The sequence below is a fragment of the Streptomyces sp. NPDC053069 genome, assembly GCF_044546895.1.
GTDB lineage: Bacteria > Actinomycetota > Actinomycetes > Streptomycetales > Streptomycetaceae > Streptomyces.
On record NZ_JBITZN010000018.1, the window covers coordinates 54,641 to 67,921 of the forward strand.

Annotated in this window: 13 protein-coding genes; 5 read left to right on the forward strand and 8 right to left on the reverse strand. The window is 70.1% G+C overall.

Annotated features, from left to right (window positions below; all coding sequences use genetic code 11):
- Positions 1–297: 297 nt before the first annotated feature.
- The gene (locus ACIGXP_RS33140; protein WP_369365184.1) at positions 298–780 is read left to right on the forward strand and encodes a DUF5994 family protein; all 483 of its coding nucleotides are present in this window, start codon (positions 298–300) and stop codon (positions 778–780) included.
- Between the two features lie 52 nt (positions 781–832).
- Here the strand turns inward: ACIGXP_RS33140 and ACIGXP_RS33145 are convergent, their stop codons facing one another.
- From ACIGXP_RS33145 to ACIGXP_RS33170, 6 genes are all read right to left on the reverse strand, one after another.
- The gene (locus tag ACIGXP_RS33145; protein ID WP_387144423.1) at positions 833–2,026 is read right to left on the reverse strand and encodes a PP2C family protein-serine/threonine phosphatase; all 1,194 of its coding nucleotides are present in this window, start codon (positions 2,024–2,026) and stop codon (positions 833–835) included.
- Positions 2,027–2,158: 132 nt separating this feature from the next.
- Positions 2,159–2,671, reverse strand: coding sequence for a DUF5994 family protein (locus ACIGXP_RS33150; protein WP_351222842.1), 513 nt, complete (start codon positions 2,669–2,671; stop codon positions 2,159–2,161).
- Positions 2,672–2,926: 255 nt separating this feature from the next.
- Complete coding sequence (locus ACIGXP_RS33155; protein WP_190179072.1) at positions 2,927–3,901, reverse strand: STAS domain-containing protein; 975 nt, start codon at positions 3,899–3,901, stop codon at positions 2,927–2,929.
- A gap of 612 nt (positions 3,902–4,513) precedes the next feature.
- Positions 4,514–5,557, reverse strand: coding sequence for a serine hydrolase domain-containing protein (locus ACIGXP_RS33160; RefSeq protein ID WP_399774692.1), 1,044 nt, complete (start codon positions 5,555–5,557; stop codon positions 4,514–4,516).
- 118 nt (positions 5,558–5,675) lie between these two features.
- The gene (locus ACIGXP_RS33165; RefSeq protein WP_399774694.1) at positions 5,676–6,209 is read right to left on the reverse strand and encodes an NUDIX domain-containing protein; all 534 of its coding nucleotides are present in this window, start codon (positions 6,207–6,209) and stop codon (positions 5,676–5,678) included.
- Position 6,210: 1 nt separating this feature from the next.
- Positions 6,211–7,566, reverse strand: a complete 1,356-nt coding sequence (locus tag ACIGXP_RS33170; RefSeq protein ID WP_399774696.1) for a helix-turn-helix domain-containing protein — start codon at positions 7,564–7,566, stop codon at positions 6,211–6,213.
- 225 nt (positions 7,567–7,791) lie between these two features.
- Between ACIGXP_RS33170 and ACIGXP_RS33175 the strand changes: the two genes are divergently transcribed.
- The 4 genes from ACIGXP_RS33175 (at position 7,792) to ACIGXP_RS33190 (ending at position 10,823) form a co-directional block, all read left to right on the forward strand.
- Positions 7,792–8,541: a hypothetical protein gene (locus tag ACIGXP_RS33175; protein WP_399774698.1), complete on the forward strand. Its 750-nt coding sequence runs from the start codon at positions 7,792–7,794 to the stop codon at positions 8,539–8,541.
- 73 nt (positions 8,542–8,614) lie between these two features.
- On the forward strand, positions 8,615–9,526 hold the full coding sequence (locus ACIGXP_RS33180) for an aminoglycoside phosphotransferase family protein (protein WP_399774700.1): 912 nt from the start codon (positions 8,615–8,617) through the stop codon (positions 9,524–9,526).
- On the forward strand, positions 9,527–10,219 hold the full coding sequence (locus ACIGXP_RS33185; RefSeq protein WP_399774702.1) for a class I SAM-dependent methyltransferase: 693 nt from the start codon (positions 9,527–9,529) through the stop codon (positions 10,217–10,219).
- Between the two features lie 25 nt (positions 10,220–10,244).
- Entirely contained in the window at positions 10,245–10,823 is a 579-nt protein-coding gene (locus ACIGXP_RS33190) for a hypothetical protein (protein ID WP_399774704.1), read from the forward strand.
- A 79-nt stretch (positions 10,824–10,902) separates the two neighbouring features.
- Here ACIGXP_RS33190 and ACIGXP_RS33195 read toward each other — a convergent pair whose 3' ends face one another.
- Both ACIGXP_RS33195 and ACIGXP_RS33200 read right to left on the reverse strand, forming a co-directional pair.
- Entirely contained in the window at positions 10,903–12,576 is a 1,674-nt protein-coding gene (locus ACIGXP_RS33195) for a relaxase/mobilization nuclease domain-containing protein (RefSeq protein ID WP_399774706.1), read from the reverse strand.
- Positions 12,573–13,223: a MobC family plasmid mobilization relaxosome protein gene (locus ACIGXP_RS33200; protein WP_369365165.1), complete on the reverse strand. Its 651-nt coding sequence runs from the start codon at positions 13,221–13,223 to the stop codon at positions 12,573–12,575. The genes ACIGXP_RS33195 and ACIGXP_RS33200 overlap by 4 nt, the downstream gene beginning before the upstream one ends.
- Between the last annotated feature and the right edge of the window lie 58 nt (positions 13,224–13,281).

The following is a 13,281-nucleotide window of genomic DNA, read 5'->3' on the forward strand; positions in this document are numbered from 1 at the left end:
GTGTGCGTTGACCTGCGGAAACACTCCTCGGTAGTTCTCACGGGTCAACGCCGTTTCCCGGACTCATGTGCCCTGGATGTGCCCTCCGGGGACCTGGCTGGGGAGGCGTTCATGCCCAGTTTTCGCGCCTAGGGAGCTCTCGACATGCGACGGACGTCCTGTGTGCTGCATCCGTTCCCTCCGGGGCCGGACGAGGGGGAGCTTCGGAGATGCCCGTCGCGTGTGACACCAGGAGTAACGTGGCAGGTGCGGGGCGGAGTCCCGTCGTCGCACCGGCCCTACAGACGGGTGGTCATCATGACCAGCTCGGATACACCACCTGTTCCCCGGCGTCTGCCCAGCGGCGTCCACGAGGCGGTGCGGCCAGGGTGTGCGCTTCTCCGGCTGGAAACGACCGAATCACGCGAAGGCGTCCTCGACGGCGCGTGGTGGCCGCGCTCGCGCGACATCGGTGCTGAGCTGCCCGCGCTCCTGAGCGCCCTCATTGCCCACCTCGGCCCCGTGACCCGTGTGGGACTGGACACCGCGGCCTGGGAAGGTCTCCCGACGCGTATCGCCGTGGACGACCGGGTGGTGCACATCGATGCCTTCCCGGTCGGTGACGACACGGTCCTGATTACCCGGGGCGACACGGACATCTTCTCTCTGCTCGTGGTCCCGCCGGACGCGGCACCGGACGCCGCCCGCGCCGCGATGGCCCAGGCGGTCCGGGCAGACAACATCAGCCAGGCCGAGCAGATTCTCATCGACACCGGGAGCGGGCACGGTTCGCCGGGCTGACGGGCCTGCCGCTGGGCGTGACCGGCCGAGCGGTGTCGGACGGCGGGGGAGATCAGCCGCGCCACTCCACCATGAGCAGCGTTGCGTCATCGCTGGTCTGTCCGCCCCGCGCCTGCTTGAGCGTGTGGGACAGGGAGCGCGTCACCGCCCGGATGCCGCGGCCGGTCCTCTCCAGATGGTTCACGCAGTCGATCAGCTGGTCCTCCCCGAACTCCTCCCCACCGCTCCTGTGCTCCTCGACCACTCCGTCCGTGAAGCAGAGGACTCGGTCCCCGGGCACCAGCCCCAGCTCGCTGATCCGGGGCTCCGAACCACCGAGGCCGACGGGGAGGGTCGTCGGGGCGGCCAGACGCCGCGCGACGCGGTGGTCGCGGACGAGGATCGGCGGCGGGTGTCCGGCGTTGACCCACTGCACCCGTCCCGTCGTCGTGTCCAGCTGCATCATCTGCGCGGTGACGAAATGCTCGGGACCGAATTGCCTGGCCACGGCGCGGTCCATGAACGCGTAGATCTCCGGCAGTCCGATGCCGGCGCGGCGGGCGTGGCGGTAGGCGCCGATGGCCACCGTGGCCATGGTGGCTGCGTCCAGTCCGTGGCCCATCGCGTCGATCATGGCCACGTGGAGGACGTCGTGGTTGAGCGCGTAGTCGAAGCTGTCGCCGCCCACGTCGTAGGCGGGTTCCAGGATCCCGGCCACAGCGACCCGGGGCATGATCATCGCAAGCGGTGGCAGCAGTGACCACTGGATCTCCGCGGCGACGCTCATCGCCTCACCGCGTCGGACGTCGAAGAACAGGTCGGAGTAGCCGTGCTTGGTCACCAGAAGGTCGGCCACCAGGCCGGAGATCCTGAGCAGCAGGCGGCGGTCGTGGGCGTCGATGCTGTCCAGCGTCACCGCCATGACCCCTACCTGGTCACCGCCGTCCAGCAGAGGCAGATGGATCCGGACGCCGTCTTCCTGGGGCACCTCCACGGGGACCGCGTCGAGAAAGCAGCGGCCCGCCTCGGAGTCGTCGATAACCTGCGGTTCCCCGCCGGCGAGGCACTCACCGGGCAGCGGTACGAGCAGCAGCTGGCCGTAGTCCTGCAACAGCACCTGTGGACGGCGGCCACCGAGCCGCTCCACGACGTCGGCGACCAAGGGCCCGATGAGGTGGGGCGGGAGTTCGTGCGCGCTGTCGAGGATCTTTCCCAGGAGAGCTTCCCCGAAGCTTTCGGACCGGTCCGTACGCTGTACTGCCGTCATCCCCTCACCTGCCGCGGTCACGCTTCGTGTGGGGGCGGGCCAGGATGACGAAGGGTCTGTCGGTGCCATGGCTCCATCACGGGGTCGTGGACGCCCGGCCTGCCGGCCACGGAGTCGGCCGGGTCGGGCTGCTCATCTCGGTCCGGCTCCGCCTTCCGACTCCCAAGCGTTCTGTCCGTCGAGGCCGCTCTCGGCGAGTGCCAGCAGGCGCGGAGCCGACAGTGGGTTCCCGGCGTCGGCGGCGGCGGTCAGCAGCCTGGTGGCTACTCCGACCGGCTCGTCCGGGGGGATCACCAGCAGTTCCCAGCGTCCCACGGTGCCGCAGTCCACGGTGATGGCATGCGCCTCGGCGGCCGAATCGGTCAGGACCACCTCGATCACGTGGCCGGGCGCCATCACCTCCTGCGGAGCATCGGGCCAGGCGGCGGACCCCACGGTAACGCGGGTGACGGTGCCGCTGCTCGGATCCAGGGAGCCGACCAGCGCGGGCAATTCGAGTTCGAGTGCGTCGCAGCGCGGCCACCATGCGCCGTCCAGCGGGCCATGGCTGACGTCCGGCGTGAGGCGCAGCCGGGGCATGGGCATCCGGTAGGAGTGTCCGTAACCTGGCGCGGTACCTTCGGCGGGCTTTGTGATGGCGTTCATCGTGCGATCCCGTTCCGGGCGCTGCTTTCCGGCTGCCCGTGTCAGTCACTCGCCGGGAACGGCGCCGCCGTGGTCGTACGCCCGGAAGTTCTCGGTACCTCCCACGCTACCCCCAGCCGTGGCGGGCGGCGTGGTGCGCAGCCATCGCGCCGAGAGGCAGGCAGCCATCGCGTGGAGGCACCTCGGTACGGCGGACGACGGGTCACGTGACCGCCCCGGCCGGTACGACCGCCGGCTCATCGCTCCTCTGCCACGTCATCGGCGTGCCGAGGGCTGCCCTTCGGCGGACAGGGTCAACACGCAGGGGGCTACGGAGCCGGGCAGCCCGACGACCTCACCCATGTTCTGCCAGCCCCAGGACGAGAAGGCGGCTTGTCCTGCCCGGTCGGCAGGATGCAGCAGGGTGATCCCGAGGGAGGAGTGCAGCTCTGTGAGCAGACGCTGTTGCAGCCGGCGGGCGATGTCGCGGTGCTGAACGTGCGGGTGGGCCACGACCTGGGTGAGGACGACGAACCGTGCGCGGGAGGTGAGCCGCTGGATGATCTCCTGGAGCGTTCCGTCGGACCCCCGGCTGCCGGGGCCTTCAGAGCCCATCGGAAAACCGAAGGCGCAACCGACCAGCACCGTCGTCTCGGCGACCAGCAGGGCGAAGCCGGGGCGGCGGGCGGTGATCGACAAGCGGTGCAGGAAGTCCCCGCGGTTGTGGTACCGCTCGCCCGTGGTGCCTGCGACGGACTCCGCAGCCAGGTCCGCGATGTCCGCGCCCATGTCTTCTGCCTGCCAGCGGGTCAGCCGACGAAGGCGGATCCCGTCCTTGAGGACCGGCTGGTCCGGTCGGCGAGCGGAGTCCTCGGGCGCCCCCGTCGCCGCACTCATGAAGCCGTCGGATGCGGCGGGCGGCAGGGGACTCGCGGGGGCCGTAGGGAGCAGCGAAGTCGATCCCGTGGCATCGAGGACCCGGGTGATCTGAGCGCACGGATGGTGCAGCCGCAGGCGAGCGTGGACCCGGCCGGCGCGCTGTGCTGCCGACAGGAGGACGTCCAAGCCCCTGGCGTCGCAGGAGCCGACTGTGGTCAGGTCGATGTCGATCACGGTGACACCGTCCAGCAGACACTGCTCCACTGCGGCCCGCAGCAGCGGCGTCGTGGCCGGCCCGATGTCGCCGGCAAGCGTGACGAGCGTCCGCTCTCCTCGGTTCCGCCGATGGATGTCCAGCCGGGAAAAGGTCATCACGTCTCCCATCGGCGAGGTTGCGGACCTGCACGGGCGCTCAGCGCGACCCTTGCCGTGATGAGCTTGCGCTGAGTTGCTTCGACCGCGGCGTACATGGCCCCGACCCGTCTCCGCGCCGACCGCTGGGGCGGCCCGGATTCACTCGTCTCTCGCCGAGGACGACCCGGCGTGGTGGCCCGGAGTGCGTGATGCCCTCGGTACTTCAACCGTACGTCTGCCGCAACCGGAAGCGGCTGGGTCGAAGGGCGCGGCACGGTAGGGGCCGCGTCACTTGAAAGGCCGTTCTCCCACGTCAGAACGGTGGTGATGCTGCGGCTGCTGGTACGTGTGCACCTCACAGCCGAGGGCCGGCAGGGTAAGGGGGCACCACCTCGCCCCTGCCCTGTCGCGACAGGTGCCCGGATGCGCGCCGCTCTGGACACAACACTGGCCGCCGCGCAGTTCCCCTGGACACAGCACAACACTGCCGCCCGCGATCGAAGCCGGGCGGCAGAGCGGGCGGACGAATTGAATGCCAGCTCACTTCCGAACCCACACGCGACACGACCTCCACTCACCGGGTCTCCGAACCCATTCGAGCGAAACGTCGCACGCCAGGAGGATCGGTCCCTACGTGAAAGCCAGCTTTCGAAAGGCGTTGCGGACACCAGTCAGCGGTTCGCGGTCACGGGTGTAGTAGAGCTTGTTGGTCAGAAGCACCGCCCAGCGACCCTCGGTAGGGGAGATCCACATGCCCGTGCCGGTGAAGCCGTAGTGGACCCAGACGTCCTCCTCGGCAGTGGTGCCGGGAGCCGGGTGCCAGAACAGGCCACGAGCTGGCTGGAGATCACCCGTCTGGATGGCCAGGGAGCGGGTGATCCACTCGGCCCCGAAGCCAGCCCGGAACTGGGAAGCGGCAGGGGCGAGCATGTACCGCAGGACGGCAGCCAGGTCGTCGAGCACGGTGAAGACGCCTGCGATCCCGCAGATGCCGCCGAGGAGGCGGGCCGAGAAGTCGTGGGCGACTCCCTTGAGGTGAGTGTCGGTTTCTTGGTCGAGTTCGGTGGGAGCGCAGCGGGCGGCGAGGTCGGCGGGGAGGGGGCCGAAGCGGGTGCCGGCCATGCCCAGCGGGTGCCAGGTGCGGGCGGTGGCCAGCTGGTCCAAGCGGCGGCCGGAGAGGTGTTCGGCGAGGTAGCCGAGGATGAGGGCGGCCCGGTCGGTGTACTCGACGGCTTCGCCGGGCGAGCGGTGGAGTGGCTCGTGCAGTACGCCGTGGCGGATGTCGTCCGGATTGGTGCCGTAGAGGTTCTTCAGCTGAGCTCGCAGTGGGACGCCGGCGGTGTGTGTCAGCAGTTGCTGGGCGGTGACGGCGCCGAGGGGGTGTCCGGTGACCTCTTGCCAGAAGTTGCCGAGCGGCTCGTCGAGGTCAAGGGTGCCGTCCTCCCACAGGGCGCCGGTGGAGGACCAGACGGCCAGGATCTTGGTGAGGCTGGCGGCGTCGAAGACGGTGTCGGTGCGCATCGGCACGTCCGGCTCGTCGGGGTCGAGGACGCCGGTGGCGCCCTGGGCGAGGGTGCCGGTGGCGTCGCCGAGGGCCCACACGGCGCCTGGGTACACCTTGTCGCGGAGTCCCTCGTCGAGCAGGGCTTCGATGCGGTCGCGGTCGTACGTCATGGTCTCCCTCTTCACCGACGTGTCTTGTCGGGCGTTCACTGAGGAAACCTGGGAACGCTGAACGCGGTCACTCATCACACACCGTGGGGCGAGACGCTTTCCCGGAAAAGGCGCTCAGTTAGTTCCAGCCGTCCAGCGACACCTGGGGCCCGCCGCTGAGGTAGCGGTGGAGGGCGCTGGCGGTGGTCTCGACGAATTCGTCGGGGATGGCGTGGGCATCGACCCAGCGGACTTGGGCGTGCTTGCGCGGTTCGCGGTTTTCGGGCTCGCCGGACCATTCGTCGGCGACGAAGACGACGGTGAGGAAGCCGTTGGGGGCTTCCACACCCCAGGCGCCGTGGATGATGTGGGCGACCTTGAGCGCTTCTGGCTTGACGGTCAGACCGGTCTCTTCGTACAGCTCGCGGACGGCCGTCGCGGTGATCGGCTCGCCGGGCTCGCTCTTGCCGACGGGGAGGTCCCACCTGCCCTTGGCGAATTTGGCCTGGTCGCTGCGCTGGAGGAGGACCACGCGGTCGGTGGCCTTGTCGTGGACGATGACGGCGGCGACCAGCAAGGTCATGGATTCCAGGGCGGGCCTGAGCGCCTCGCGCTGGTCATCGGTTGTCGGCTGAGCCACGGGGGTCCCTTCGTCGGCGGGATTGGTGGGCATGTTAGGCGAGCGCCTCACGGGCGCGGCGGGCGAGTTCGGCGGCGCCGGGTACTTTGCGCCGCTGGTAGACCGCCAGGGTCGAGCGAATGGAGGTGATCGCCTTGCGGGTGCGGTCGGAGGTCATGCCGTCCATCAGCGTGAGAGCCTCGCTCCAGGCGGCGACCGCCTCATCGGCGCGGGCCTGGACGGCGAGGCTGTCGCCGAGGTCGGCGTATGTGAGGGCGTGGACGCGCTTGTACTTCTCAGGATCCCAGCGGACGAGCGCGTCGCGGTGCTGTTGCTCCGTACCGACGTGATCGGCGAGGTCGGTGAGAGTACGGGCCGTGTGGCTGGCGACGGTGCCGGCAGCGGGTCCGCTGACGAGGGAGAAGCTGGGTTGTGGCCCGTCGTCGCGGAGCAGAGCGTCTTCGGCGGCGAGCAGGGCGCGGGCCGCTGCGGGTTTCTCGTGGACTGCGGCGAAGGCGCGGGCGTGGGTGATGTGGAGTAGTGCCTCGGTCTGACCGTCCACGTGGCCGAGTCCACGGCGGAGGGCGCCTTCCACAAGGTCGACGCAGTGGTGGGGCTGCTTGAGGCTGAGGGCCTGGTGGGCGAGGGCGCGCATCATCCAGGCGGCGTGGCCGTGCGCATCGGCTTCGCAGGCGAGTTGGTAGCCGACCTGGTAGTAGCGCTGGGCGGCACCTTCGTGGCCGAGGTCGTGGTGCTTCCAGCCCGCGAGATAGGCCAGCTCGGCGACGGCGCCGAAGGCTGCTCGGCGTAAGGCTTCAGAGGCGAAGCGGGCACGCAGCATGGGGGCGGCGGTGTCGGCGAGGTAGGCGGTAACGGTGGTCAGCCCGTGGCCGCCGCCCAGGCGTTCGTCGGCCGCGCTGAACGCGGCGGTGATCTGGCGGACAACGTCGACGTCTTCCGCTCCCACCAGCGCCCGGCCCGTGCGTGTGCGGAGCATCCGTGATGCGGCTTCGTGGTCGTAGGCCAGGGGCATGGCCACGCCTGCGGTGGTGAAGGCGGCCACGGCGAGGAAGCGGCGCCGTTCCATGTCGGCGCGGCCCAGGTGGGTGACCGTGACGACGGGATCGGGGTCGTCAGGGACGGCGACCTCGGGGTCGCGTAGGCCGATCTCGGTGAGGGTTACGGGGCGGCCGGCCCGGCGGGAGAGGGCCTCCGCCAGGTAACGGCCGGTCCGTCCGGTGGGCTGACGCGTGCCATTTACCCAGTGGGAGATCGCCGACTTGTTGGTGTGGATGATCTCGCCGTTCTCCGCGGCGATCCGGCGCACGTCCTTGGCCAGCGCGTCGTAGGTGCAGCCGATCGCGTCGATGGCCTCGCGTAAACGGACATTGGGCCTGTTGGGTGCCGCCATGACCTCCTCCGTCCTGGGGCTGTAAACCGTGTATACCGCTTGGCCTTGCCCACACCGTACCCACTGTGCGTGACGGACTGTTCACTTAATCACAGCCGCCCGGAACTGCCCGACTGCAGTCCTGGTTCTCCCCACGGCTCCGGGCGGCTCCCTGAAGTTCCGTACGCCCGCTCCGGGTTCGGGCACTCCTGTGCCCGAACCCGGCCGATCAGAGACGGAGACACGGTGACCACCATCGACACCAAGGCCATCACGGTCGAACTGCCGCAGGCGTTCGACGAGCGCTGGAGCCGCCTGCCGGGCATCCAGGTCGACGGCCGGCGCATCACGATCGACCCGGCCGAGTACTTCTTCCGCTTCGAGTCGAATACCTGGCTCGTCGCTGACTGGGACTTGGTCAAGTCCCAGCTCCTGGACGCGCGGGAGACCACCGAGAGCGCGGTCGAGCAGCTCGCGCTGGACTTCATCAAGACCCACGGTGAGTCCACCTCGGACGCCGCCCGCGTGCTGGCGACCGCCTACGAGGTCTACGCCTACCTGTTCCGCGACGAGCACCTCGCCGGCCTCGGCCTGCCGCAGATCACCGCCGAGCACCTGCGCATGCTGCGCGAGGCGGCCACGCTCATGGCACTCAACAAGGTCGAGCTGGACGGGCACATCTCCAACGTCGGCCCGTGCTGGTTCTTCCCCGCCGCCACCTCGGTCGTCTTCGACCTGGACGACGAGATGGGCGGGATGCTGGACGAGGTCTACCACGGCGGCTGGTTCAACGAGCACCGCCGCATCGAGTCCATCAAGGCCCACGCCGCCCTCGGCGGACGCCTGGTGCACGGCTGCCAGTCCGTGCCGGACCAGTCCGGCGGCGTCGTCGCGCCCTACGGTGCGTCGATGGCGAACTTCCGTGGCGACCTGGCCGCCTTCAAGGCCGGCTGGATCGAGCAGGTCTACGCCCAGCGCGTGGCCCCCGCCGCGTAACGCCCAGCAGCAAGGCTCCGGGGCGGGCAGGCTCGCTCGCCCTGGATGCCGCCACCACCGTGATGGAGTCCTCGTGAACGAGAACCTGACCACCGATCTCCTCGCCAACCTGTGCATCGTCGCGAACCAGACCACCGCCAAGCGCGAGGAGGTGAGGGTGTGGTCGATGTCCGGCGTCGAACGCGTGACCTTTCCCGACGGCAGCACGCGGATCTTCAAGTACGCCAAAAGGCCCTTCGACAGCGAGGACCAGGCTCTACGACTGGCCGACACCCTCGGCATCCCCGTCCCGAAGGTCTACCACTCGGTCCGGATCGAGGGCTGGCTCGGCATGTTCCTGGAAGACCTCGGCACTCCTACCCGGGAAGCGGACGATCTCGACGGCGCCGCTGCGGCCGTGGTCCTCCACCGCACCCGCACTGCCGGCGCGCTGCCTGTACTGCACGAGGAAGGGCTGCGGGCCCTGCCCGGCCGCGCCCTGGACCACCTCGACCAGCTCCGCAAGGCCGACCGCTGGCCGGACACCGGCGACATCGAGCACGCCCTCGACCAGATCGCCCAGGCCGCTGGCACCCGCGCACGAGGAACTACCGTCGCCCCGTTCGGCTGGGTGCACTCCGAGTTTCACCCCACCAGCCTCCACATCGGCCGGCGCGGCTGGCGCCTGCTGGACTTCGCCCGCGCCTTCACCGGACCGGGCCTGCTCGACCTCGCCAGCTGGCACGGCACCCTCGACGACCCCGACCCCGTATGCGTGCGCGTCTTCCTGGAGTCCTACGTCACCGAGGGCGGTACTCCCGACGCCCTCGCCGAGCGCGGTGGCCTGCCCGCCGAGAAGTGGGCGCTGGGATGGCACCGCATGTGGGCCGTCGAGTGGTTCATGGAGCAGTCCATCCGCTGGATCAACGACCCCGCCACCGATCCCACCTACATCAAGGTCGTACGCCGACACCTCACCGACGCCCTCCAGCTCCTGGAGGTGTAAGTGCTCGCCCAAGCTTCCCCCTGGTACGCCCACGCCCTCCAGCGCACGGCCGCGGGTCCGGCCGAGCCGCTCGCCCCACCGCCGCGGATGGAGTGGACCACACGGCCGGGCATTGGGCCCGGAGCCGAAATCCTCGGCTCCGACCTGCGCCGCAAGCGCGTGGTGGAACTCGGTTGCGGCCCCGGCCACAACGCCGCCTACCTCGCCACCCGGCACGCGGCCCACGTCACCGGCGTCGACCTGGTCGGCTTGCAAGTCCGTCGCGCCCGCTCACACTACGGACGGCTGAACAACCTCACCTTCGTCGCCGGCCACGCCCTGCACTACCTGCACACCTCCGACGAGCAGTTCGGCGCGATCTACTCCGTATTCGGAGCTGTCGGCCTCGTCGCCCCCGAACTCCTGCTCCCCGCCATCACCCACCGCCTCAAGCCCGGCTGCACCCTGGCCTTCTCCGTCCCCCACCCCCAGCGCGGCGGTCGACCGCCCTCCGCAGACGACCGCCCCCGCCGCGACCACGTCACGCTGCCCGACCGCACCCGCCTGCCCGTCGCGCGCTGGGACTTCGACGCTGCCCGCTGGGAGAAGCACCTCGGCCGCGCGGGCCTGTGGCTCGCCTCGGCCCAGGAGTTCCACGACCCCCGACAGGGCCGCTGGCCCACCACCCTGCTGATCACCGCGCGCAAGCTCTGACCCTCGGCTCCCCGTGGAGGAATCGATGCGCCCGCCCTACCTGCTCCTCGACATCGACGGCGTCCTCATACCCTTCCCCGACGCGGACGGCGCCACCCCGGCCTCCCACGTTCGCCACGACGTCGTCCCCACCGGCCGCAGCGCAGACGACCCGGTCACCATCTGGCTCAACCCCGACCACGGCCCCATGCTCATGGACGTGATCCGTACGGGCCTGATCACACCGATCTGGTGTACGAGCTGGAGGCAGGACGCCACCACGCTGATCGGCCCACTCCTCGACCTCCCGCCCCTGCCGCACGTCGACCTGCCACGCCCCGACATCACCACCAGCCATCCCAACGGCTATCTGTGGAAACGCGACCACGTCGACGCCTGGCTGGGCGACGAGCCCGCTGTGTGGATCGACGACGACTTCACCGGCCTCGACCACGAATGGTCAGCCGAGCGTGTCGCCCGCGGCCTGCCAACTCTCCTCATCCAGCCCAATCCCCGAGTAGGTATCGAGCCACAGCACCTGGCCGAGATCTCGGCATGGGCCACGGAGGTTTCGGCACTCCGCGCAAGCGTGTCCTTGACTCCGCGTGGGGCTGAAGCCGCATAGGTAGAGGTAGAGGCGGCTGCCGCGAATCCCCCGCCGGCTGGTGTCGCCACGCATGGCTCGTACGGGTGGCCGTCGTCCCTCATAGCGGTCGTCGTCGCTGCTCGCGACGTGCCGGTCGCGCTGGCGCGCTCGTGTGGGCTTGGGCGGCTCGTGCTCGGGCGCTGGGCACCTGCCGGGCGGCCAGGCGTTGGATGCGCCAGGTGAGGGTGCTGGCGGTGGAGCGGGCGTCGTCCAGGGCGCGTTGCCGTGCGGTGTGCTGGAGGAGCTGTTCGGGGTCGTGGCCGACGTTCTCGGCTTCGGTCAGGGCGGCGGCCAGTGCCGGCCAGGCGGGGTCGTCGAGGATCTGCTGGGCGTGGTCGGGCAGGATCACGAGGATGCGCTGGGTGTGCCGTTCTATGGTGCGGGCCGGTGGTTGGCGCTGAGCCAGGGCGGCCAGCGGCCCGGCAGCAGCCTGTCGGTAGGCGGTCTGGAGATGGGCCAGGGTCTGGTGGGCGGCGGCGACCTGCTGGTTGTGCCGGCGGGCTTGGTGCCAGCGAGCTGTGGCGATGACGATGAGGACGGCGATGTCGAGGAACATCGCCAGCCCGGAGCCGTCGCTGGTGACCGGCGCGGTGCGCAGGGCTCGGACGGCACCCCGCAGGGCGCGGGCCTGGTCCTGCTGGGCGCGGATGCGGGAGCGGGTGGCGCGCTCGAAGGCGACGGCGGCCTGCTGCAGATGTGGCCGCAGGTGGCTGGGGGCGAGCAGCGGCAGGACGTCGATGGCTTCGCCGAGCGCAGCGATGTGGGCCTGGGCGGCTTCGTCGTCGCCGTGGTCGAGGTGGTGGAGGATGCGCTCGGCTGCTGCCGTGGCCTGGTGCCACGGGTTGGGCCTGCGTCGGCTGCCCGGCTCCGCTGCGGGCGGGGCATCGATGGCGGTGAGGCGTTCGCGGATCTTGGGGAAGGACAGGTCGGGGGCGAGTTTGGCGCCGGAGAACCAGATCGGCTCGCCGGCGGCGTTGGTGTCGCCTTCCACGGCGACCTTGTACCCGCGCACGTCACCGGAGGGAAAGTGCTGCACGTCCACAAGGACGCCCTCGACGCCGTCGAGCAGAAGGAGGAATTCCTCCGGGCTGGTGGCGATGGACACTAGCTGGCGGACGGTGGTGCGCAGGCGTTCGCGGGAGGTCTGGGTCTTGCCGGCGCGGCGGGCTTTCTCCGTCTCGGCGCGGGTGGGGCGCTTGGCGGCGGTGCGGTCGCCGCGCACGACTTGCTTGAGGCCGTATTCCTTCTCGATGGCCGCGAGTTCCTTGTCCGCGGTCAGGTAGTCGTTCCAGTGGCGGGCGGTGCGCAGGTCACCACGGACCTTGGTGGCGGCGATGTGGATGTGGTCGTCGGCGTGGCGGACGGCGACCCACCGGCACCCGTCCGGATCGCCTTGTGGCGCGATGCCAGTGGCCGCCACAACGCGGCGCGCGATGTCCGCCCACTCGGCGTCGGTGAGGTGCCGGTCGCCGGGGGCGGCACGTACCGAGCAGTGCCACACGTGCCGCTCGGGCGCCCGGCCCAGTCGGCGGGCTTGCTTAACCCGCAGGTCGAGGTCGGCCACGAGCCGCTTCTTTGTGGCGTCGAAGCCGTCGGCGCGGCCGGGATCGGGAGCGAAGCCGTCCCAGGAAGCGACCAGGTGCGGGTCGGTGTGGTCCTTGGCCTTCTTCGTGTCGAACAGATACCGGATCAGGCCGGCGGTGCTCTTGCCGCTGCCGATCTTGGCGATCACCAGGCCGCCTTCACGGAGACGGCGTGGTTCATGGTCTGCGCGATGTCGCTGATGGCGCCGCGGACGGCGACCAGGGTGCGTTCGGTCTGGGCGAGGACGGTGGCGTCCACAGGGTGTGGATCGCCTCCGGCGTTGAGGCGGTGCGCGATCTGGTTGACGTTGTTGCCGATGCGCGCGACTTCGGCCCGTAGGGCGTCGAGCTTGTCGAGGCAGTCGTCGAGCTGGGTGCGCTGCCCGGCCAGGCCCACGGCGAGATCACCGTCGAGGTAGGCCGTGATCACGGCGCCGACGAGGTGGGCGCCGGCGATGCCCATCTTGCGGGCACGGGTAAGGATCCGGGCCTTCTCATCGCTGCTGTAGCGGACATCGACACGTTGCTTGCGCTGGACGCTCTCGCGGGTACGGCGGCGAGCGATGCGACGCAGGGTGACTTCGTCGGCGGGGGCGGCGGGCGACTGTTCGGCTGCGTCGCCGGGCGTTACCTCCTCGGGCACCCCCTGGTGCCCGAGGTCCTCCGCCACCCCCGGGGCGGAGGTGCCTGCGTTGGACCGGCCCTTGGACGGTCCAACGCCATACCTTGCTGCGCTGGTGGCGATGGTCATCATCTGCGTCCGGTCGGTGGCGAGTTCGGGGTGCTGGTCGTGCATTGAGGGGTTCTCCGTGCGGTGTTGGGGGGCGAGGCCGTGTCGCCTAGTGGGCCGCTCG